Source organism: Brevundimonas intermedia (assembly GCF_004614235.1).
In the GTDB taxonomy this organism is placed as follows: Bacteria; Pseudomonadota; Alphaproteobacteria; order Caulobacterales; family Caulobacteraceae; genus Brevundimonas; species Brevundimonas intermedia_A.
The window spans coordinates 77,623-100,146 of sequence record NZ_SPVH01000002.1 but is presented as its reverse complement, the minus strand read 5'-3'; the positions used below and the strand labels follow the sequence as shown (position 1 = coordinate 100,146).

Annotated in this window: 16 protein-coding genes; 10 read left to right on the top strand and 6 right to left on the bottom strand. The window is 67.2% G+C overall.

Annotated elements, in window-relative coordinates; genetic code table 11:
• Positions 1-4 precede the first annotated feature (4 nt).
• Positions 5-1,024, top strand: a complete 1,020-nt coding sequence (locus EGY25_RS02210) for a LacI family DNA-binding transcriptional regulator (RefSeq protein ID WP_135193437.1) — start codon at positions 5-7, stop codon at positions 1,022-1,024.
• An 8-nt stretch (positions 1,025-1,032) separates the two neighbouring features.
• On the opposite strand, the gene EGY25_RS02205 is transcribed toward EGY25_RS02210, so the two are convergent.
• Both EGY25_RS02205 and EGY25_RS02200 read right to left on the bottom strand, forming a co-directional pair.
• Positions 1,033-2,673, bottom strand: a complete 1,641-nt coding sequence (locus EGY25_RS02205) for an alpha-amylase family glycosyl hydrolase (protein WP_135193436.1) — start codon at positions 2,671-2,673, stop codon at positions 1,033-1,035.
• Entirely contained in the window at positions 2,670-4,463 is a 1,794-nt protein-coding gene (locus EGY25_RS02200) for an alpha-amylase family glycosyl hydrolase (RefSeq protein ID WP_167762457.1), read from the bottom strand. The genes EGY25_RS02205 and EGY25_RS02200 overlap by 4 nt, the downstream gene beginning before the upstream one ends.
• Before the next feature lie 289 nt (positions 4,464-4,752).
• Between EGY25_RS02200 and EGY25_RS02195 the strand changes: the two genes are divergently transcribed.
• Entirely contained in the window at positions 4,753-7,653 is a 2,901-nt protein-coding gene (locus tag EGY25_RS02195; protein WP_209307946.1) for a TonB-dependent receptor, read from the top strand.
• Between the two features lie 196 nt (positions 7,654-7,849).
• A complete protein-coding gene (locus EGY25_RS02190; RefSeq protein WP_135193434.1) occupies positions 7,850-9,124 on the top strand; it encodes a sugar MFS transporter in 1,275 nt (424 codons plus the stop codon).
• A 69-nt stretch (positions 9,125-9,193) separates the two neighbouring features.
• Here EGY25_RS02190 and EGY25_RS02185 read toward each other — a convergent pair whose 3' ends face one another.
• On the bottom strand, positions 9,194-9,763 hold the full coding sequence (locus tag EGY25_RS02185) for a TetR/AcrR family transcriptional regulator (protein WP_280643900.1): 570 nt from the start codon (positions 9,761-9,763) through the stop codon (positions 9,194-9,196).
• A gap of 171 nt (positions 9,764-9,934) precedes the next feature.
• Here EGY25_RS02185 and EGY25_RS02180 point away from each other — a divergent pair, with 171 nt between their 5' ends.
• The 7 genes from EGY25_RS02180 to EGY25_RS16405 all read left to right on the top strand — a co-directional run bounded on the left by EGY25_RS02180 (position 9,935) and on the right by EGY25_RS16405 (position 19,614).
• The gene (locus EGY25_RS02180) at positions 9,935-11,137 is read left to right on the top strand and encodes an efflux RND transporter periplasmic adaptor subunit (protein WP_135193433.1); all 1,203 of its coding nucleotides are present in this window, start codon (positions 9,935-9,937) and stop codon (positions 11,135-11,137) included.
• A gap of 3 nt (positions 11,138-11,140) precedes the next feature.
• The gene (locus EGY25_RS02175; RefSeq protein ID WP_135193432.1) at positions 11,141-14,425 is read left to right on the top strand and encodes an efflux RND transporter permease subunit; all 3,285 of its coding nucleotides are present in this window, start codon (positions 11,141-11,143) and stop codon (positions 14,423-14,425) included.
• A complete protein-coding gene (locus EGY25_RS02170; RefSeq protein WP_135193431.1) occupies positions 14,425-15,858 on the top strand; it encodes an efflux transporter outer membrane subunit in 1,434 nt (477 codons plus the stop codon). The genes EGY25_RS02175 and EGY25_RS02170 overlap by 1 nt, the downstream gene beginning before the upstream one ends.
• Before the next feature lie 122 nt (positions 15,859-15,980).
• Positions 15,981-16,556, top strand: a complete 576-nt coding sequence (locus EGY25_RS02165; protein WP_135193430.1) for a TetR/AcrR family transcriptional regulator — start codon at positions 15,981-15,983, stop codon at positions 16,554-16,556.
• Positions 16,556-18,268 carry an MFS transporter gene (locus EGY25_RS02160; RefSeq protein ID WP_135193429.1) on the top strand — a complete coding sequence of 571 codons (1,713 nt, stop codon included), beginning with the start codon at positions 16,556-16,558 and terminating at the stop codon, positions 18,266-18,268. Before EGY25_RS02165 ends, EGY25_RS02160 begins: the two co-directional genes overlap by 1 nt.
• 13 nt (positions 18,269-18,281) lie before the next feature.
• A complete protein-coding gene (locus tag EGY25_RS02155; protein WP_135193428.1) occupies positions 18,282-19,376 on the top strand; it encodes an HlyD family secretion protein in 1,095 nt (364 codons plus the stop codon).
• A gap of 61 nt (positions 19,377-19,437) precedes the next feature.
• Positions 19,438-19,614, top strand: coding sequence for a hypothetical protein (locus tag EGY25_RS16405; RefSeq protein ID WP_167762456.1), 177 nt, complete (start codon positions 19,438-19,440; stop codon positions 19,612-19,614).
• Between the two features lie 3 nt (positions 19,615-19,617).
• Here the strand turns inward: EGY25_RS16405 and EGY25_RS02150 are convergent, their stop codons facing one another.
• The 3 genes from EGY25_RS02150 to EGY25_RS02140 form a co-directional block, all read right to left on the bottom strand.
• Positions 19,618-19,821 carry a hypothetical protein gene (locus EGY25_RS02150; RefSeq protein WP_245159301.1) on the bottom strand — a complete coding sequence of 68 codons (204 nt, stop codon included), beginning with the start codon at positions 19,819-19,821 and terminating at the stop codon, positions 19,618-19,620.
• A 99-nt stretch (positions 19,822-19,920) separates the two neighbouring features.
• Entirely contained in the window at positions 19,921-20,430 is a 510-nt protein-coding gene (locus tag EGY25_RS02145) for a GNAT family N-acetyltransferase (protein WP_135193426.1), read from the bottom strand.
• On the bottom strand, positions 20,427-22,490 hold the full coding sequence (locus EGY25_RS02140) for a S46 family peptidase (protein ID WP_135193425.1): 2,064 nt from the start codon (positions 22,488-22,490) through the stop codon (positions 20,427-20,429). The genes EGY25_RS02145 and EGY25_RS02140 overlap by 4 nt, the downstream gene beginning before the upstream one ends.
• Positions 22,491-22,524: the final 34 nt, after the last annotated feature.

Sequence of the window (22,524 nt, the reverse complement as noted above, 5' to 3'; positions counted from 1 at the left end):
GACCTTGAGCCGCAAGACTACCCGTCTGGAAGACATCGCTCGCTTGGCCGGCGTGTCCATCGCCACCGCCTCGCGCGCGCTCAATGACAGCCCCGCCGTCAACGACCGCACCAAACAGACGATCTGGAAGCTGGCCAAGGAGCACGACTATCCGTTCCGCCGCCACATGCCCGCCGGCCCCATCGGCGCCCAGGGCACCATCGCCCTGGTCGTGCCGCGTCCGCAGGGTCGGGAAGGGCGCCTCAGCGATCCCTTCTTCCTGGAACTGCTGGCCGGGGTGGGCGAGGCGGCGCGCGAGCGGGGTTGCGACCTGCTGATGAGCCATATCTCGCCCGCCAACTATGACGAGCTGTCGGGCGCCCTGAACACCAGCCGCGCGGACGGGGTGATCTTCCTGGGTCAGTCCAGCCTGCATTCGGCCTTCAACCGGCTGGTGGACGCCGACCATCGCTTCGTCGTCTGGGGCGCCGAACTGCCCGATCAGGACTATTGCTCCATCGGCTCGGACAATATCTCGGGCGGACGGCGCGCGACCCTGCATCTGGCGCGGCTGGGGCGAAAGCGCATCGTCTTCCTGGGCGACCTGGATCCGCCCGAGTCGATGCAGCGGCATCGCGGCTATCTGGACGCCCTGGCCCAGGCCGGACTGGCGGTCGAGCCGGACCTGATCGTATCGGCTCATTTCGAGGTCGAGTCGGCCGAGGCCACGGTGGACGCCCTGATCCGACGCGGCGTCGCCTTCGACGGGGTGGTGGCCGCCTCCGACCAGATCGCCCTGGGCGCCGTGCGCGCCCTGTTGCACGCCGGTATCGACGTGCCGGGCCAGGTCTCGGTCATCGGTTTCGACAATGTGCCGTTCAGCCGCTACTCGCGCCCGGCCCTGTCCACCATCGCCCAGGACACGATGAAGGCCGGACGGCTGATGGTGTCCAAACTGCTGGACCACGGCGGCGCCGACGTCGGCGCCGGCCGGTCGGAGCGGGTGCCCACCGAGCTGATCGTGCGCGAGACCTGCGGCGGCTGAACCCATCCTCAGACCGCGAACAACAGGCCGGCGAGGGGCGCCAGGGTCTGTCCGTCCGCCTCGGTCCAGTTGATGGCCTCAAGGCGACGCGCACCCGCAGGCGGCGACCACCCGATGGGGGCGTGGCTGAGGTTGAAGACGCACAACAGGCGTTCACCGCCGTCAACGCGTTCGAAGCGGTGGAAGACAAGCAGATCCTGCGGTCCTTCGACCAGCTCCAGCCCGCCGGTGCGCAGCGCAGGGTGCGCATGACGCAGGGCGATGATGCGGCGGGCGACGTGCAGAACCGAGGTCGGATCGGCCTCCTGCGCGTCCACCGCCAGCGGCAAATGGCGCGGATCGACCGGCAGCCAGGGCTCGACCGTCGAGAAGCCGGCGTTGGGCGCCGACGCCACCCAGGGGATCGGCGTGCGGGCGCCGTCGCGACCCAGGGTCAGGGGCCAGTTGGCGATGGCCTCGGGATCGACCAGCCGTTCGAACGGCACCTGGGCCTGGGGCAGGCCCAGTTCCTCCCCCTGATAAACGAAGACATTGCCGCGCAGGCTGATCAGCAGCAGCAGGGCCATTTCCGAAAAGGCCTTCTCGTCGCGGCCTTGCGCCCAACGGGACACCGCACGCGGCGCATCGTGGTTCGAGAAGGTCCAGGACGGCCAGCCTTCACCCTGCTGGTCCGGCCACATGCTGTCGCCCAGGCCGATCAGTTCGCTCTTCAGCGTGTCGGCGTAGAGGTAGAGGAAGCCGTAGGCCGAGTGCAGGCGGTCGTTTCCGGCGGTGAATTCCTTCATCTCGCGGTCGGCGTGATCGCCGCCGACCTCCGCCACCGTGAACCGGCCTTCGTAACTGTCGGTCAGGGCGCGAACGCGGTTCAGGAAGCCGATGATGTCCGGGTGGGACTGGTTGTAGATTTTGTCCTGGAAGTCGAACGGGCGGGTCCGCTTCTTGCCGTCGGCGATGGGCGGATTGTCGCGCAGGGACGGGTCGTGGATGGCGAAGTTGATGGCGTCAAGGCGGAAGCCGTCCACCCCCTTGTCCAGCCAGAAGCGGGCCGCCGCGATCAGGGCGTCCTGCACCGCCGGGTTCCTGACGTTCAGCTGAGGCTGGGAGGCCAGGAAGTTGTGCATGTAGTACTGGCCGCGCCGCGCATCCCAGGTCCAGGCCGGGCCGCCGAACACCGACTGCCAGTTCGACGGCGGCGAGCCGTCCGGCTTGGCGTCGGCCCAGACATACCAGTCGGCGTGTTCGCCGTTTCGGCTGGCGCGGCTGTCGATGAACCAGGGGTGTTCGTCGGAGGTGTGGGAAAAGACCTGATCGATGACGACCTTCAGGCCCAGGGCATGGGCGCGCGCGATCAGGGCGTCGAAGTCGGCGAGGTCGCCGAAGATCGGATCGACGTCGCAATAGTCCGAGACGTCATAGCCGAAGTCCTTCATCGGCGACGTGAAGAAGGGCGACAGCCAGACCCCGTCCACGCCCAGCGACGCGACATGATCCAGATGCTCGGTGATCCCCTTCAGGTCGCCGACGCCGTCGTCGTTGGAGTCGGCGAAGCTGCGCGGGTAGATCTGATACAGGACCGCCCCCCGCCACCAGTCGTGGGCAAGGGCAGGGGCGGCGTCAGCCGTGGAAAGATCGAGAGGCTGGGCAGTCACGGGACGCTCTTGCAGACGAGGTAATCGAGGGGAGGGACGCGGACGACGACACTGGCCGGAGCCGACGACTCGGCCGCGCAGTCGCCGCGCAGAGCCTGCCACCGAAGCGAGCGGGGCTCCACCTCGACCTGGGCGGCGACGGGCGTGGTCGAGGTGTTGAACAGGACCAGGATTTCACTCCCGTCCTCGCCCATACGCGAAATGGCGAACAGGCCCGGCTTGTCGCCATAGGCGCGCACCACCTGACGGCCGCGTCGCAGGGCCGGTTCGGCGGCGCGGATGCGGGCCATTTCAGCGATGGCCTGATACAGGGGCGCGTCGGTGGAATAGGCGGGCTGGCGACCGCCGACCGGCGTCTCGTTCGCATAGACCGGGGTCTGGCTGGGCCACATGTCCTGGCGCGAGTTTCCGTATCCGCCCGCGCCGGCGAAGCCCTGTTCGTCGCCGTAATAGAGGGTCGGCACGCCGCGGCTGAACATCATCAGGGCATGGGCCAGCGCGATGCGCGACTGCAGCTCTGCGTCGCCCGCGTTCGGATTGGCCTGTTTCACGAAGAAGCCGACCCGGCCCATGTCGTGATTGCCCAGGAAGGTCGGCAGGATGGCGGCCGTGTCGGCGCCCTTGTCGTAAATCGTGTCGGCGTCGAACAGCTTGGCCAGGGCGTCGGTGCCGACCTTGCCCGAGGCCGCGTCCACCGCCTGTTTCTGGAACGGGAAGTCCAGCACGGCGGGATAGCCGTCGACCCGCGTAAACCGCGCCGTCACGGCCGGATCGGGGTCATAGACCTCGCCGAAGATATGGAAGTTCGCAATGCCCTTGGCCTCGGCGCGGGCGATCATGGCGGGGATGAAGGCCTGCCAGAAGGCGGGGTTCACGTGGCGGGCCGTGTCGATGCGGAAGCCGTCGATGCCATATTTGTCGATCCAGCCGCCGAAGACGTCGATCATGCCCTGGATCACGACCGGATCCTCGGTCAGCAGGTCGTCCAGACCGGCGAAGTCGCCGTCCAGCGAGCTTTCGCCCGAAAACGTGCTCTCGCCCCGGTTATGATAATGGATCGGGTCGTTCAGCCAGGCCGGAACCTTGGCGTTCTCCTCGCCCGCCGGGACGTAGGGCGTGTAGGCGTAGTCGGGCCGGGTCAGGCGCGAGAAGTCGCGGCCGTCGAAGCCTTGGTTGATCGGCGCGCCATCGACGCCGCCGCGACGCGTGTAGGGATAGTCGGCGCGGCTGCGATAGGCGCAGCGCCCCTCGGGACATTCGCGGTACTGGATCACGTCGGCGGTGTGGTTGGCGACGATGTCCAGATAGACCTTCATGCCGCGCGCATGGGCCGCCTCGACCAGGGCGCGCATCGCCGCCTCGTCGCCGAAATGCGGGTCGACAGCCGTGAAGTCGGTGATCCAGTAACCGTGATGCGCCGCGCCGGTGTAGTTGCCGTGCGACTGGACCGGCTTGTTCTTGAAGACAGGCGCCAGCCAGACGGCGGTGGCGCCCAGACCCTGGATATAGTCCAGCCGCTGGGTCACGCCCGCCAGGTCGCCGCCATGATAGAAGTCGGTGTCGGCCGGGTCGAAGCCGCTCTTCAGTCGCTCGGCCGGATAGCCACCGTGGTCGTTCGATGGATCGCCGTTCGCGAACCGATCCGGAAGCAGGAAATAGATCACTTCGTCCTGAGGCAGGCGCTGGCGCAGGTCGGTGAGGCTGTCGGCGCTGGCGTTGGAGGCGACCAGCAGGCTCGCTGCGGCCGCCATGGCGTGCAGTCCGTTTCGGACGGCGGTCCTCTTCCTCATAACGCTGGCTCCCTGCTGTCTGGAAAGTGCAAAGCTTTCCAGATCGATTTGCAAGATTTTGCAGCAATGGCCGGGCCTGTCAACGCGGGTTTAATTTGCTGCAATGCAGCGTAAGCGTCGCCGTTCGTTGCTGCTTGTCCAGTATGTAAGGGCTTGAAGCGACGCCAGGGGAGGGCCGAAATCAGGCGCTCACATTAACTGCTTGCAACCTTGCCAAAGATTTGCATATTTTTGCGACGGTTTCAGATCGCGACGCTCAGAATCGCGATCAGCCCCAGGGAGGATGACCATGTTCCAACGTCTCAACCGGCGCGCGCGCCTGCTATCCGGCGTCGCCTTCGGCGCAGCCGCCATGATGTCGGTCGGCGCGGCGCAAGCCCAGACCGCCGCAGCCACGGCCCAGGCCGATGATCAGGCGACCGAGGTCGGCGAGATCGTCGTCACCGGCATCCGCCGCTCCATCGAGGCGTCGATCAACGCCAAGGCCAACAACACCTCGATCGTCGAGGTCATCTCGGCCGAAGACATCGGCAAGCTGCCGGATGTTTCGATCGCCGAATCCCTGGCTCGCCTGCCGGGCGTGACCTCGCAACGCCTCGACGGCCGCAGCCAGGCCATCTCGATCCGCGGCCTCGGCCCCGATTTCACCACCGCCCTGCTGAACGGCCGCGAGTTGGTCACGACCGGCGACAACCGCGGCGTCGAGTTCGACCAGTTTCCGTCGGAACTGCTGGGCGGCGTGACCGTCTACAAGACCCCTGACGCGGCCTTGGTGGGCCAGGGCCTGGCCGGCACCGTCGATCTGCGCACCGTGCGCCCTCTGGCCTACGGCCGTCAGGCCCTGGCGGTGAACTATCGCCACGAGTGGAACGACATCGGCGCCCTGAACTCGGGCACGACCGACAAGGGCGACCGCTACACCATCTCCTATATCGACCAGTTCCTGGACGGCACGCTGGGCGTCGCCCTGGGTTACGCCCACATGAGCTCGCCCTATCAGTCCGAGCGGTTCAACGCCTGGGGCTATCCGAACATCGACATCAATGACGACCGCTTCGGCCAGACGGTCGGCGGCGCGCGGGTGGCGCGTCCCGGCTATGAAGACGAAATCGGTCAGCTCGTTACGGGCGGCGTCAAGCCCTACGTCATGTCCTCGGAGCTTGAGCGCGACGGCTATATGGGCGTGCTGGAATGGCGTCCGAACGACCGCTTCCACACCACGCTGGACGCCTTCTATTCCGAGTTCAAGAACACCCAGATCCTGCGCGGCATCGAGTTCCCGCTCTATTGGGGCGGCCTTGCGGAAAGCCCCGGCCGCAGCGACACGGTTCTCGGCGGCTGCCAGATCACCAATAACGTCCCCACGCCAAACGTCTGCCGTCCCGCCCCCTCGCTGCGTCCCGACGCCACGATCGAGGACGGCCTGATCGTCGCCGGCACCTGGGACAACATCAAGGGCGTGGTCCGCAACGACCTGAACAAGCGCGACAGCAACATCACGGCCATCGGCTGGAACACCGAGTTCGTCGCCAGCGACGACTGGACCCTGGGTCTGGACGTCAACTACTCGAAGGTCGAGCGCAACGACATCATCCTGGAGACCAACGCCGGTACGGGCCGCAATATCAACGGCGCCTTGGACACCCTGGGCTTCGAACTGACCGACGACGGCGTGACGCGCTTCACCAGCCAGCTCAACTATGCCGATCCGACGCTGATCCGCCTCACCAGCCCGCAGGGCTGGGGCGGCGACGTGATCCCTGAGGGCCAGGTCGGCTATATGAACACCCCGTCCATCGAGGACGAGATCAAGGCCGTGCGCCTGACGGCCACCCGCGAACTGCATCAAACCCCGTTCAAGTCGATCGACTTCGGCTTCAACTATTCCGAACGCACCAAGACCTTCGTCAACGACCAGTATTATCTGGGCGTCCCCGGCGGCGGCGATCTGGCGGTGCCTTCCGAGTTCCTGCTGGACCCGACCGACCTGGGCTATCTCGGCATCTCGCAGGTGCTCAGCTATGACGCACTCGGCCTGGTCAACAGCGGCGCGCTGAACCTGATCCGCAACCCGAACGCTGACGTCATTTCCGGCAACTGGGGCGTCACCGAGAAGGTTTCGACCAGCTATGTGCGCGCCAATCTCGATCACAACCTGTTCGGCCGCCGTCTGACCGGCAACGTCGGCATGCAGTTTGTCTACACCGATCAGAGCTCGGACGGCTTCTCGGCCCGCCAGGTCGGTCCGGGCGTGTCCGAGACGGTCGCGGTGTCGGGCGGCGTGGACTATCTGGAAATCCTGCCCAGCTCGAACTTCATCCTGGAAGTCGGCGACGACCTGTTCGCCCGCTTCGCCGTGGCTCGCACCCTGGCGCGCCCGCGGATGGACGACATGCGCGCCTCGCAGAACTACTCGTTCAACATCGCCAACAACAACGACACGGCCCAGCCCGACAACGCCTCGCCCTGGAGCGCCAGCGGCGGCAACCCCGAACTGCGCCCCTACATCGCCGATGTGGTCGATCTGTCGTTCGAAAAATACTTCGCCAACCGCAAGGGCTACGTCTCGCTGGCGGCGTTCTACAAGCACCTGGAAAGCTACGTTTATACCCGTAACGAGATCGTTGATTTCACCGGCTATCCCACGGGCGGCGTGACGCCGGTGATCAACCAGGGCCTGTCGACCCGCGCCGACAACGGCGAAGGCGGCTGGATCAAGGGGCTGGAATTCTCGGTCTCGGCGCCGTTCGACATGTTCCATCCGGCGCTGGAAGGCTTCGGCGGTCTGTTCAGCGCGTCGCAGACGGACAGCGAGGTCCAGCCCGATCCGAACGTGGCCCCGACCACCATGCCCGGCCTGTCGGAAACCGTCATCAACGGCACGCTGTATTACGAGCGTTACGGCTTCCAGACCCGCGTCTCCGCCCGTCACCGGTCGGACTACCTGGGCGAGGTCGCCGGTTTCGGCAATGGCCGCACCCTGCGTTCCGTCGCGGCGGAGACCGTCGTCGACGCCCAGATCGGTTACGAGTTCCAGTCGGGTCCGCTGGAGGGTCTATCGATCCTGGCCCAGGTCAACAACCTGACGGACGAGCCGTTCAAGACCTTCGAGAACGGCGATGAGCGCCGGACCATCGACTATCAGAGCTACGGCCGGACCTTCGCGGTCGGCATGAACTACCGGTTCTGATTTCTCCCCTGAGCAAACTTGGGCCGCCGCGTTCGCGAGGCGGCCCTTTTCTTTGCTCGCGCCGTCGAATGACGGAAAAGTTTCGTTACAGAGCGTGCTTTTCGGCTGGACGCATGGTGCGCGATGTCGGAACCAAGCCCTGCGAGAACCGCGCGGGCACAGCGCGGCCGTTTTTGTTCACTGGGGGATCACATCCATGACCGTTCCGGACGCCGGAAAACGCCAGGGCGCGGGCCTGGCCTTCGCCTATGTCACCACGCTGTTCTTCGCCTGGGGCTTCGCCACCTCGCTGATCGATCCGCTGATCGCGGCGGTGAAGCGCGTGTTCGACCTGAACAACGCCGAGGCCTTCCTGACGACCTTCGCCTGGTTCATCGCCTATGGGCTGATGTCCCTGCCGGCCGCCTCGGTGCTGAGCAAGCTGGGGTATAGCCGTTCGATCATCGGCGCCCTGATCGTGATGGTCGCGGGCTGTCTGATCGTGCCGGCCGCCACGGCCGCCGACTGGTATCCGGGCGTGTTGATCGCCCTGTTCGTCATCGCCTCGGGCGTGACCCTCTTGCAGGTCGCGGCCAATCCGCTGGTCGCCGAACTGGGCAGCCCCAAGAACGCGTCCAGCCGTCTGAACCTGTCCCAGGCCTTCAACTCGCTGGGCACCACGATTGGTCCGTGGCTGGGTTCGCACGTCCTGCTGACGGGTGGCGTCTTCGCCGCCGGCGCGGTCGTCACCGTGGCCACGCGCACGGAATCTCTGCGCAGCATCGACATGGCCTTCCTGGGCATGGGCTCGTTCTTCGCCTTGGTCGCCGTCTTCATCTTCACGGCGCGCAAGAAGATCAACGCCGCCGCCCCCGCCACGACCAACGCCGTTTCGCCGCTGAAGGCGCTGTCGTCGCCCTGGGCCGTCTTCGGCGCCCTGGCCATCTTCCTTTATGTCGGATCGGAAGTCGCCATCGGCGGCATGCTGACCAACTTTCTGGAAAGCCCCGACGTCCTGAACGCCCCCATCGAGACGGCGGGCAAGATGGTCGCCCTCTACTGGGGCGGCGCGATGGTCGGTCGTTTCATCGGCTCGGCCATCCTGACCAAGGTTCGCCCTGGCGTCGTTCTGGCCTGCTGCACCGTTGCGGCGGCCGTCCTGTGCCTGATCGTGAGCCAGATCGGCGGCCCCACGGCGGCCTATGCCGTCCTGTCGATCGGTCTGTTCAACTCGATCATGTTCCCGACCATCTTCACCCTGACGCTGGAGCGTTCGACCGCGCCGACCTCGGCGACCTCGGGCCTGCTCGTCTTCGGCATCATCGGCGGCGCCCTGTTGCCCCAGGTCGCGGCGCACATCGCCGATGCGGCAGGCAGAATTCAGCCGGCCTTCATCGTGCCGATGCTGGGCTATGTCGGCCTGACGGTCTTCGCCATCGCCTGCATCCGCACCAAGCCGCGCGCTGAGGTGGTCTCGACCGCCTCGCACTGAGACCTGGTGTCAGGCAAGACAAAGGGCGCGGAGGTTTCCCTCCGCGCCCTTTTGCATTCCGCGTCTAGATCAGCCGTCGATCAAACCCTGGAGAATGGGGGCCAGCCGGTCGCGCATCCGTTCACATTCGGCGGGCTCCAGATCGAAACTGCCGCCGCCCAGCTCGCGGCTCACCGACATGCCCATCAGGAAGCCGGCCAGCACCCGGGCGCGCACGGTGGCGTCCGGTCCGGCGAGCCAGTCTTCCAACGGGCCGAAAAAGCGCTGGGTGCAGGTGTTCTGAACCATCTCCGACGCCTTGGCCGAGCCGATGGAGCGCAGCATGATCGACATGCCCTTCAGCTTTTCGGCCTTCTTGGGTTCGAAGACGATCTCGTGGGCCACGCGTCGGCCAAAATCGGCCTTCTCGCCGGACATGAGGGCGCTGCCGTCGCCGCAGCTGTCCAGCGCGGCCAGGAACAAGTCGTCCTTGGATCCGAAGTATCGGCTGATCAGCGCAGCATCGACGCCGACGTCGCGCGCGATGTCGCGCATCCCCACGTCGTCATAGCTCTCGGCCGCGAACCTTTCGCGTGCTGCATCGAGAATGGCCGTGCGCGTCGCGGCGGCGTTTCTCGGGCGTGGGCCGGGACATAACAAGGTGATGACACTCCACAGGTGAATAACCGTAGATCACATATGGCTTTGTCAACGCCTGTTGACAAGCGTCACGTCCCCGACCATTAAGTCACCACGCGTTGACAAGGCCGACTCCCCATCGGCCTCTGTCCGCACGACTGGGATTTTACCTCCGACAGGGAGATTGCGCAGATGCGCGGGCTGAAGATTGCGGCCGTATCCGTCATGGCGACGGGTGCGCTTTATGGTTGTTCCCCCAAGGCGGAAGCTCCGGCGCAAGGCGCGCCACCGGTGACGGTGGCGACGCCGCTGAAGCAACAGGTCAGGGACTGGGACGAGTTCACGGGCCGCTTCGAAGCGGTCGAGAGCGTTGAAGTGCGCGCCCGCGTCGGCGGCTATATCCAGGCGGTTCACTTCCGCGACGGTCAGATGGTCCAGCGCGGCCAGTTGCTGTTCACCCTGGACCCGCGTCCGGCCCAGGCCGCTCTGGCCCAGGCCCAGGCCCAGGTGACCCAGATGCAGTCGCAGGTCACGCTGAGCCGCGCCAACCTGGCCCGCAGCGAGACCTTGCTGGCTTCGCAGGCGGTGTCCAAGGCCGAGTATGATTCCAACAAGGCCGCCGTCGATGCGGCCCAGGCCAATCTGGCCGCCGCCAACGCCGCCGTCCGCACGGCGCGTCTGAATCTGGACTACACCCGCGTCACTGCGCCGACCTCGGGCCGCGTGTCCGACCGTCGCGTCGATCCGGGCAATGTCATCGCCGGCGGTTCGTCGGCAGGCGACGTCCTGACCACCATCATCTCGGGCGGCCCGATCCACTTCGTCTTCGACGGTTCGGAAGCGGTCCTGCTGAAGTATCTGCGTGAGGGCGGCGCCAATCAGGGCGCGACGGTCAACGTCCGCCTGCAGGACGAGAGCACCTACAAGCACACCGGCCGTCTCGACTTCTCGGACAACGCCGTGGACACCGCCTCGGGCGTCATCCGCCTGCGCGCCATCCTGCCCAACGCCGACGGCTTCCTGCGCCCCGGCATGTTCGGCAGCGCCCAGGTCGCCGGCGCCGGCGCCTACGACGCCCTGCTGGTGCCGGATTCGGCCATCGGCACGGATCAGGCGCGCCGCACCGTCGCCGTGGTCAACGCCGACGGCACCGTGACGAACAAGGCCGTCCAGCTGGGCCCGATCGTCCAGGGCCTGCGCGTCGTGCGTTCGGGCCTGGCTCCGACCGACCGCGTCATCATCGCCGGCCTGCAACGCGCGGCTCAGCCGGGTTCGAAGGTTACGCCCAAGAACGGTCAGATCCAGCCGGTCGCGGCCGATGCGTCGCAGGCCCCGGTCACCCAGTCGGCCCCGGCGTCCAGCGCCTCGTTCGCCAACTCCATTCCCGCCGGCTAAGCCATGAACATCTCCCGCTTCTTCATCGACCGGCCGATCTTCGCGGCCGTGATCGCGGTGGTGATCACGATCATCGGCGTCGCCGCCTATCCGCTGCTGCCCCTGTCGCAGTATCCGGAGATCGCGCCGCCGACGATCACCATCAACGCCGCCTATCCCGGCGCCTCGGCCGAGACCCTGGCCGAGACCGTCGCCGCCCCCATCGAGCAGGAGGTGAACGGCGTCGAGAACATGCTCTACATCACCTCCTCGTCCACCTCGGACGGGGCGGTGGCGATCACCGTGACCTTCCAGCCCGGAACGGACCTCGATTCCGCGCAGGTGCTGGTCCAGAACCGGGTGGCTCTTGCCGAACCCCGCCTTCCCGAGGCGGTTCGCCAGACGGGCGTCGTGGTCAACAAGGCCGAGAGCGGCTTCCTGATGATCCTGGGCCTGACGTCGCCCGACGGCACTCTGGATAACGACTATGTCGGCAACTACGCCAATTCGACGCTGCGGGACCGCCTGCTGCGCATCGAAGGCGTGGGCGCGGTTCAGGTGTTCGGCGGCGGCAACTATTCGATGCGCGTCTGGATCGACCCGGCCAAGGCGGCGGAGCGCGGTCTGACGGGTCCCGAAATCGTCTCCGCCCTGCGCGCCCAGAACGTCCAGGCCGCGGCCGGTTCCATCGGCCAGCCGCCCTTTGCCAACAACGCTTCCTCATTCCAGCTGCCGGTCCAGGTTCAGGGCCGTCTGAGCGATCCCGAAGAATTCTCCAAGGTCATCCTGAAGACCGACGCCGAAGGGCGCGTCACCTATCTGCGTGACGTGGCGCGGATCGAACTGGGCGCCCAGGACTACGGCATTCGCGGCTTCTTCGACGGTCAGCGCGGCGTCGGCGTCGCGATCGTTCAGCAGCCGGGCGCGAACGCGCTGGGCACCGCCGATCGGGTTCTGGCCGAGGTCGATGCCCTGAAGGCTGAACTGCCCGCCGGCATGAATATCTCCGTGCCTTACAATCCGACCGAATTCGTCGCCGCCTCGGTGGAGTCGGTCCAGCATACGCTGGTCGAAGCCGTCATCCTGGTCGTCATCGTGATCATGGTCTTCCTGCAGACCTGGCGCGCGGCGATCATCCCGATCATCGCCATTCCCGTCGCCCTGGTCGGCACCTTCGCGGTGCAGCTGGCGCTGGGATATTCGATCAACTCCCTGTCCCTGTTCGCTTTGGTCCTCGCGGTCGGCATCGTCGTCGATGACGCCATCGTCGTGGTCGAGAATGTGGAGCGTGCCATCAGCGAAGGGCTTACGCCCAAGGAGGCCGCCTATCGGTCGATGCAGGAAGTGTCCGGCGCTCTGATCGCCATCGGCCTGGTGCTGGTCTCGGTGTTCGTGCCGACCATGTTCGTGCCTGGCATCCCTGGCATCTTCTATCGCCAGTTCGCGGTGGTGATCGCCTCGGCCTCTGTCATCTCGCTGTTCGTGTCGCTGACGCTTTCGCCGGCCATGGCCGCTCTGCTGCTGAAGCCGCACAAGAAGGACCACGAACATGCCCGCAAGCCGGGCGTCCTGGGCACGGTCGTCTATTACGGCGGCTGGGCTGGGCGTAAGTTCAACGAAGGCTTCGACTGGCTGTCGGACCGTTACGGCCGTCTGACCGCGCGTCTGGTGCGCACGGTCGGCCTGGTGCTGATCATCTATGCCGGCCTGCTGGGCCTGACCGCCTGGCGTCTGATCGACACGCCCTCGGGATTCATTCCCGAGCAGGATCAGGGCTTCCTGATCGGCGTCATCCAACTGCCGGCCGGCGCCTCGCTGGACCGTACCGAAGCGGTGATGACCCGCGCCAGCGACATCATCCGCCAGACCCCGGGCGTCGACGGCGCCATCGCCTTCGCCGGCCTGGACGGCTCCAGCTTCTCGTTCGGCTCCAACGCCGCCACCATCTTCGTGCGCCTGAATCCGTTCGAGGATCGCACCAAGGAAGAGGCCGCCGCGGCCCTGGCCGGCGCAATCACCCAGGCCACGGGCCAGATCGAGGACGCGCAGATCTTCGTCATCGCTCCGCCTGCCGTCCAAGGTCTGGGCACCGGCAACGGCTTCTCGATGATGATCCAGGATCGTGAAGGCGCCGGTTACCGTCCGCTGGAAGGCGCGACCTTCGCCATGATGGGCGCGGCCGCCCAGGCGCCGACCGAGGTCAGCCAGGTCTTCTCGACCTACAACACCGCCTCGCCGCGCATCACCGCCGACGTCGATCGTGACAAGGCGCTGATGATGGGCGTCCAGCCCAGCGCCGTGTTCGACACGCTGGGGGTCTATCTCGGCTCATCCTACGTCAACGACTTCAACATGCTGGGTCGCACCTTCCGGGTGACCGCGCAGGCGGAGCCGACGGCGCGCGACGACATCGCCGACATCGCCAACCTGAAGACCAAGTCGTCGTCGGGGGCCATGGTGCCGATCGGCTCGGTGGCCAACCTGATGAACGATTCCGGTCCGGCGCGGATCGTGCGCTACAACCTGTTCCCGGCCGCCGAACTTCAGGGCAATGCCGCAGCAGGGGTGTCGTCGGGCGAGGCGCTGCAGATCATGGAGAACATGGCCGCGCAGACCCTGCCCCAGGGCTTCTCCTACGAATGGACGGGCCTGGCCTATCAGCAGAAGGCGGCCGGTTCGGGCGCGACGGTCATCTTCCTGATGGCGGTGGTGTTCGTCTTCCTGGTGCTGGCGGCTCAGTATGAGGCGTTCACGCTTCCGCTGGCGGTCATCCTGATCGTGCCGATGTGCCTGCTCGCCGCGATCATCGGGGTGAACCTGAGGGGGCTGGACAACAACATCCTGGTCCAGATCGGGCTTGTCGTTCTGATCGCCTTGGCGGCCAAGAACGCCATCCTGATCGTCGAGTTCGCCAAGCAGGCTGAAGAAGAGCAGGGCATGAACCGGTTCGATGCTGCGGTCGCCGCCGCCAAGACCCGTCTGCGTCCGATCCTGATGACCTCGTTCGCCTTCATCCTCGGCGTCGTGCCGCTGATGCTGGCGACGGGGCCGGGCGCGGAGATGAGGCAATCGCTGGGCACGTCCGTCTTCTCGGGCATGCTGGGCGTGACCTTCTTCGGCCTGATCTTCACGCCGGTCTTCTATGTGGTCAGCCGCTGGCTGTCCTCGAAGCTGCCGCAAGGCAAAAAGCCCAAGCCGACCACAACACCCGACAACGCTTCTGATCGGGCCGTGCGTTACGACGAAACCAGCGACCTGACCGATCCGAACGCTCCGGCGCCCGCGACCGGCCGGGGAGGGGACATCTGATGACCCGCAACAAGACCCTCAGCTTCCTGACCGCTGCGGCATCGAGCGCCCTGCTCGCCGCCTGCGCGGTCGGGCCCAAGGCGCCGCCCGCCGACCTGCCTGTCGCCGGCACGGGCGCCTTCGTCGGCTCGGCCAGCCCCACCGTCTCGACCGCTGCGGCGCGCGACGACTGGTGGCGGCTGTATGAAGACCCGACGCTGGACGCCCTGATCCAGCAGGCCTTCGCCGAGAACAATGAGCTCGAAGCCGCCTTCGCCAACCTGCGCGCCGTTCGGGCGTCGCTGTCGGAGGCCCGTGTGGGTCGTTTCCCGACGACGACGACCAGCGCCCAGGCCCAGCGCAGCCGCGCCTCGGCCGCCACGGTCCAGGGCCTGCCCGCCGGTCAGGATGCGCCCGAGATCGACACCTATGACGTTGGTCTTCAGGCGTCGTACGAGATCGACCTGTTCGGCCGGGTGGAATCCACTATCCGCGCCGCCCGCGCCGACGCCCGCGCCGCCGAGGCCGCCCTGGCCACGGTTCAGGTGACGGTCGCGGCCGAGACGACCCGCGCCTATGCCGACACCTGCTCGGCCAATGCGCAGATCGCGGTGGCCGAACGGACGCTGGAGCTGCAACGCAACACCGCTGAGCTGACCCAGACCCTGCTCGACGGCGGGGCCGGCACCGGGCTGGACGTGGCCAGCGCCCGCGCGGCCCTGGCCCAGACGGCGGCGACCCTGCCGACCCTGCGCGCGGCCCGCAACGAGGCGCTGTTCCGCCTGGCCACCTTGACCGGGGTCACCCCCGCCGCGGCCAGCCAGGCCGCCGCCGCTTGCGTGCGTCCGCCGGAACTGACCCAGCCGATTCCGGTCGGCGACGGCGCGGCGCTTCTGGCGCGTCGTCCCGACGTGCGGGAAGCGGAGGCCAATCTGGCCGCCGCCGCCGCCCGCGTGAACGTCGCCACCGCCAACCTCTTCCCGCAGATCAGCCTGGGGGGCTCCATCGGCTCCACGGCGCTGGAATCGGGCGAGCTCAGCGATGACCAGAATTTCCGCTTCAGCTTCGGTCCGCTGATCAGTTGGTCGTTCCCCAACGTCTTCGCCGCCCGCGCCCAGATCAAGGCCGCCGGCGCCCGTTCGGATGCGGCGCTCGCCACCTTCGACCAGACGGTGCTGACGGCCCTGCAGGAGACGGAAACGGCCCTGTCCAACTACGCCAACGAACTGGACCGCCGTGCGGCCCTGACCGAGGCGCGCGACCAGGCGGCCCGCGCCGCCGACCTGTCGCGCCTGCGCTTCAACGCCGGCGCCGACAGCTTCCTGTTGGTGCTGGACGCCGAACGCACCCAGGCGGCGGCAGACGCAGCCCTGGCCCAGTCCGACGCCCTGGTCACAACCTACCAGATCGCCCTGTTCCGCGCCCTGGCCGGCGGCTGGCAAGCCGACAGCTGATCGGTTGGTCCTAGCGACAAGACCGAAGGGCCGGGCGACGCATCGCCCGGCCCATTTTCTTTGATTCCGTCGTAACGGATGACTTGAAAAACGGACACCGCTGTCCATTTAAGCGCGTCACCATGTCGCGCCTCGCCCCCAAACCTGTCCGCAAGGACGCCGTCCACAACCGTGCCGCCGTGCTGGACGCCGCGCGCGCGGTGTTCGGCGCGCACGGTCTGGACGCCCCGCTGGACCTGATCGCCGAAAAGGCCGGGGTCGGGCGCGGCACGCTTTATCGCCATTTCGCCGACCGCACCGAACTGGCCCTGGCGGTGCTGGAGGCCGATGTCGCGGACCTGGGTCGGCGCACCGCCGAACAGGGGGACGATCCGTCGGTCTTCTTCTGGTTCCTGGACCGGCTGGCCGAGGACATGGTTCGCAACGCCGGCCTGGCGGGGGTCGTGCGGAACGTGCGGTCGCCGGATGCGCTTACCTCCTTGCGGCAGAGCTTGATGGAGGCGGGGGCCGCACCGCTGGCGCGGGCCCAGGCCGCCGGTCTGGTGCGAGAGGATCTGCGGCCGATGGACATCCGTCTGATCGCCACCCTGCTGGGCGCCGGCTTTCAGGGCGCCGACGCGGCCGAGCGTCAGGCCGTATCGCTGCGCACACGGGCGGTCATCCTCGACGGACTGAAACCTCGTGGGGGACCGCTCTGATGGCCCGCAACAACTGGCACCTGCCCTGGGAACAGTATGTCGAGACGCTGAAGCCGCACGAGCGGCCGATGATGCCCGGCTCGCCAGCCACCCCCGACCATTCCTGGCCGATGCGGATCCAGTACGCCCTGACCGGCCTGCTGGTCGCCATGGTCGGGTCGCTGGGCAATGCCGCCGTCACCGCCAACATCCAGAACCTTCAAGGGTCGCTGGGGATCACCATCACCGAGGCCGCCTGGCTGCCGGTCGTCTTCGTCATGACCAACGCCTGCATGAACCTGATCCTGGTCAAGTTCAGGATGCAGTATGGGCTGCGGCTGTTCACCCAGATCTTCCTGGGCGCCTTCGTTCTGGTCTGCGCGGCCCACCTGTTCGTCGACAACTATCAGTCGACCCTGCTGGTGCGGGCCATCGCCGGCATGGCGGGCGCGGGTCTCAGCAGCCTGGGCTTCCTCTATATCATCCAGGCCTTTCCGGCGGCGCACCGGCTGAAGGGGCTGATCATCGGCATCGGCCTGGCCAGTTTCGCCGTGCCGATCGCGCGCCTGATCATGCCCAGCCTGCTTCAGCTCGGCGACTGGCGCGCCTTCTACCTGTACGAACTGGGCATGTGCCTGGTCGCCTGGGGCGCGGTACAGGTGGTCAAGCTCCCGCCGTCCGAGCGGATGCGGGTGTTCGACCGTCTGGACTTCCTGACCTTCGCCCTGTTCGCGCCGGGGGTGGCCCTGCTGTGCGCCGCCCTGGGCCTGGGACGGATCGTGTGGTGGACGCAAGCGGCCTGGATAGGCTGGGCCCTGATCGGCTCCATCGTCCTGCTGACCGCCGCCTTTCTGGTCGAGCACAACCGGAAAAATCCGCTGATCAACACCCGCTGGCTGACGGGGCCGGACCTGCTGCGCCTGTTCGGGGCCATCCTGCTGATCCGCATGGTGCTGACCGAACAGACCTCGGGCGCGGTGGGCTTTCTGACGGTCGTGGGGCTGGGGCCGGACCAGCTGCATGGGTTGTTCGTCGTGATCCTGCTGTCGATGATCGCCGGCACCCTGGTCAGCGCCTTCAGCCTGAACATGGGAAAGCTGAACAAGCCGATCGCCATCGCCCTGGCCCTGATCGCCCTGGGCGCCTGGATCGACAGCCATTCGACCGTTCTGACCCGCCCGGCCCAGCTCTATTTCAGCCAGGCCCTGATCGCCTTCGCCTCGGCCATGTTCATCGGCCCGGCCCTGATGATCGGCATCGCCAAGGTGCTGACCCAGGGCAAGCAGAACCTGATCAGCTTCATCGTCATGTTCAGCGTGCTTCAGAACGTGGGCGGTTTAGCCGGCGGCGCCCTGACCGGCACGCTGCAGATCGTCCGCGAGAAATACCATTCCAACCAGCTGGCGGCCGGCATCTCAGCCCTGGACCCGCAGGTGGCGCTGCGCCTGCGCCAGCTCTCGGGCGCCTATGCGTCCACCATCACCGATCCAGCCCTGCTGAACGCCGAGGGCGCGGCCCTGCTGGGCCGACAGGTGACGCAACAGGCCAATGTCCTAGCCTATAACGACGTCTTCCTGGTCATCGCCGTGATCGCGGCCCTGGGCTGCGCCTGGGTGACCGTCACCCATCTTCGCCCGCGCTGGAAGGCGCGCCGCGACGCCAAGAACAACACGACCGACGCTGCGGCCCAAAATACTGCAACTCAGGCCGCCGCCGTCGCCGCCGCCGATTGAACCGAGACCCGCCATGACCGACGCCGCCCCGCCCGCCACCGCACCGCAACCGGCCCCCGCCGCGCCTGCTCCTGCGCCCAAGAAGAACGTGCTGTGGGCCGTCATCGCCGCCGGGGTCGCCCTGCTGGGCGTGCTGATGGTGCTCTATGCGTGGCAGCTTCCGCCATTCAAGGGCGCGGTCCAGCGCACCGACAACGCCTATGTTCGCGGCCAGGTGACCATCATCAGCCCGCAGGTGAATGGCTATGTGGTCCAGGTGCCGGTCCAGGATTTCCAGACCGTTCAACAGGGTCAACTGTTGGCCCAGGTCGACGACCGCATCTATCGCCAGCGGCTGGAGCAGGCCGAGGCCAGTCTGCACTCCGCTCAAGCGGCTTTGTCCAACTCGACCCAGACCCAGGCGTCCGCGCGCGGTTCGGTGGCCCAGCAGCGCGCCTCTATCGCCGCCGCCGAGGCGACCCTGACCCGCGCCCAGGCCGACGCCAACCGCGCCCGCACCCTGAAGGCCGGCGGTTGGGTGGCCCAGGCCAATGTCGACATCGCCGAGGCCGCCCTGCGCAGCGCCCAGGCCCAGGTCGCCCAGGCCCGCGCCGCCGAGGGCATCGCCGAAACCGGCGTCACCTCGGCCGTGGTCGGCCGCGACAGTCTGGCCGCCGCCGTCGAAAACGCCCAGGCCGCCGTGCGCCTGGCCCAGATCGACCTGGCCAACACCCGCATCGTCGCCCCCCGCCCAGGCCGCCTGGGCGAGATCGGCGTGCGCCAGGGCCAGTATGTCACCGCCGGCACCCAGCTGATGGGTCTGGTCCCCGACGTGGTCTGGGTGACCGCCAACATGAAGGAGACGCAGATGAAGAACATCCGCGTCGGCCAGCCGGTCGAGATCACCGTGGACGCCTTGGGCGGCCAGACCCTGCGCGGCCATGTCGAACGCATCGCGCCCGCCGCCGGCAGCGAGTTCAGCGTCATCCGCCCCGACAACGCCACCGGCAACTTCACCAAGATCGCCCAGCGGATTCCCGTCCGCATCCGCATCGATCCGGGTCAGGAAGGGATGGACCGGCTGGCGCCGGGCATGTCGGTGGTGGCGAAGGTGAATACGGCTGGCTAGGCGCCCGTTTCGGAACGCCTCGGTCGCCTTCGCGCTTCCTCTCCCATCAAGGGAGATCATCATGGATCGCGAACAGACTGAAGGCCGGGAGAAGAACGGCGCCGACCCCGCAGGCAAGCCGGACGCCCTGACCTCCGACAAGGATACGAAGAAGGTCGGTCAGGCCGAGCGTCAGAGTGCGGGACCGGATGGGCCGGACGCGACGGAGATCGGCGACACTTTCAAGAAGAAGCCCTGAACTTCAGGCTCTGCGGGGCGACAGGCTGGCGGCGAGCAGATGCACATCATGCGCCCGCATCCGCTCGAAATTGCCCAGCCCCAAGGCCAGGGCGCGCATGATCTCGGTCTGGCGCGTGTGTTCGGGATGGGCGGGCAGAGACGATTCAGCCCGCGCCAGTTCCACATCCAGCTCGGCCATCATATGGGCCAGTATTCCGTCGTTCATCCGATCCTCCATCGTGCCGCCGACCGCCGAGGACGGTTAGAGCATGTACGGAACAAAAGAGGAACATTCTTGGTCGTTCGCCTGTGGACGAAAGACGGCTTAGAGCCCCTTCTCCAGCACCATGAAGTCCAGTTCCGGCCGGGGCGGATCGACGGGGAAGGGGCGGGTTTCGCCGGTGGGGGCGTAGCCGCGCCGTTCGTACCAGGCGATCAATTCGGCCCGGCGGCGGATGACCGTCATCTCCATGCGATGCGCGCCGAACCGGGCGACGGCCTCGACCTCTGCGGCGGTCAGCAGACGACGGCCCAAACCGGACGCCTGCAGGGTAGGCTCGACCGTCAGCATGCCGAGATAGGCCAGTTCCTCGCCGGCGCGGGCGACCTGGACGCAGCCGATCAGGGCGCCGTCCTGATGCGCCAGCAGGACGACCCGGTCGGGATCGGCGATCAGGTCCGACAGCTCCTGGGCGCTGGTGCGGGTATCGAACAGCAGGTCCGCCTCGTGCGTCCAGCCGGCCTTGGCCGTGTCGCCGCGATAGGCGCGTTCGATCAGAGGATGAAGCGCGGCGACATCGTCAGGCGTCGCCGCGCGGAAGACGACCTCGCTCACCTGGAAACGCCCAGCTCCTGGATCAGATGGTCCATGCCATAGACGTCGCGCAGGGCTACGGTGACCGCCTGGGTGGTGACGATGACGCTGCGGTTCACGGCGCGGTCGTAGCCATAGGCGTTGCGCTGGGTCAGGACGGTGGAGTCGAAGTTGGCGCCGATGATCTCGCCTTTCGCATTGATGGCGGGCGAACCGGACGAGCCGCCGATGGTGTCGGTCGAGACGGCCATGTCCATGACGGCGGTGGGATCGATTCGGTCCTTGGCCGCCAGCAGTTTGGGCGCGACGGCGAAGGGCTCGGCGCCGGTGGCGCGGTCCCACAGGCCTGCGAAGGTGGTGAAGGCGGCGAACCGCTGGCCCGGAACGTCGGAGCCTTCGACCTGGCCATAGGTCAGGCGAAGCGTGCCGGTGGCGTCGGGATAGACGGCGTCGCCATAGGCGGCGAAGCGGGCAGCGGCCAGCTGTTCAGAGGCGCGATCGGTCGGGGACTGGACCTGCGTCTCCCAGGCGTCGCGGACGGCGCGGGCGTCGGCGTCTATGGCCAGGGCGTATTGGATCATCGGATCGGTCGAGGCCTGGACGGCGGCGAGACCGCCGGTCCACAGGGCGCGGCGCACGGCCGGATCGGCCAGGGTCGTGCCGGCGACAACGCGGGCCGACAAGGTCTCGGGGCTTTCCTTGCCCAGCAGGGTGCGGACGGAAGGGTTGTCGACCGTCAGCCATTCGCGGGTCTTGGACAGCCACCACTCCAGCCGGATCTGTTCCAGCTCGGGATAGGTGGGGCGTTCGGCGAACAGGCGGGATTCGACGCCCGAAAGGCGGCTGTCGGCGAACTCGGGCAGGCGCTGATCCGACGGCTTGGCCCGCTCCTGGGCGCCGCGCACCAGGGTGCGGGCATAGGCGAACAGCTGCGATCCGCCGGCGACCGAGGTGGTGCCTAGGCCCGTGCCGCCCTCCAGCAGGGCCATGGACGGATAGAGTTCGCGGGCGATGGGCTGGACCGTGCTGAGGCTGGTCCAGGGATCGACGCCGGACGAGGCGGCGCGGGCGCGGAAGTCAGCCTCCTGCTCGGCCTTGCGGGCCATGAAGGCCGGATCGATCAGGGCCGCCATCCGCCCGCGCCCGCGCTTGTAGGTGTTCTCAAGGCCCACGATGGGGTCCATGGCGATGAAGGCCTGGTCCTCGCCCTCTTCCGAATAGCGGATCAGCCGGCCGCGCAGCTCGGACGCGATCAGCTGGTCCAGCGGCAGGACGACGTCGCGGATGGTGGTCAGCTGGTCCATCGTCAGCAGGCGCTGGGTCGAGCCGGGATTGCCGGAGATGAAGACGGCCTCGCCTTCGGTCGGCTTGTTCGGGTTCCAGGCGAAATGGGTCGGGCTCTCCACCGGCTTGCCGTCCTCGTACAGGCGGATGAAGGCCGCATCAATGGCGAAGCGGGGGAAGGAGAAGTTGTCCAGGTCGCCGCCGAAGGTGGCGGCGCGATCCTCCGGCGCCCAGGCCAGACGGACGTCGGAATATTTGCGGTAGGTGTAGAGCTTGAACTGGCCGCCCCGGTACAGGCTGACGACCTGACAGCGAATCTTGGGGTCGTTTCCGCAGGCTTCGCTTTCGATCCGGCCGGCCTCGGCGTCGCGGGCCTGGGTGAAGGCCTGGCCCTCAAGCCCTTCGCCCGCCTTCTGCATCCGCTCGGTCACATCGCTGATGTCGGTCAGGATCTCGGCGGTGGCGCCGGGGCATTTCAGCTCTTCCTCGCGCGACTTCGGCGTGAAGCCGGTCTCGGCGTAGTTGACCTGGGTTGTGGACAGGTTGGCGACGCAGGTGGCGACGCAGTGGTTGTTGGTCATCACCAGACCCTGGCCCGAGACCACGCCCGCCGAACAGCCGCCGAACTTCACCGATGACAACCGCACCCGATCCAGAAACGCCTGGTCGATGTTGGTCCCCAGCGTCTGGTTGGCGCGGGCGATGGGGAAGTTGTCGTAGGTCCACATGCCTTCTTCAGCGCTGGCCGAGGAGGCAAAGGCGAGGACGGCGGTGGAGGCGAGGAGGGCGAGACGCATGGTGACGATCCTATGTCTCCTCCCCATCCGCGCA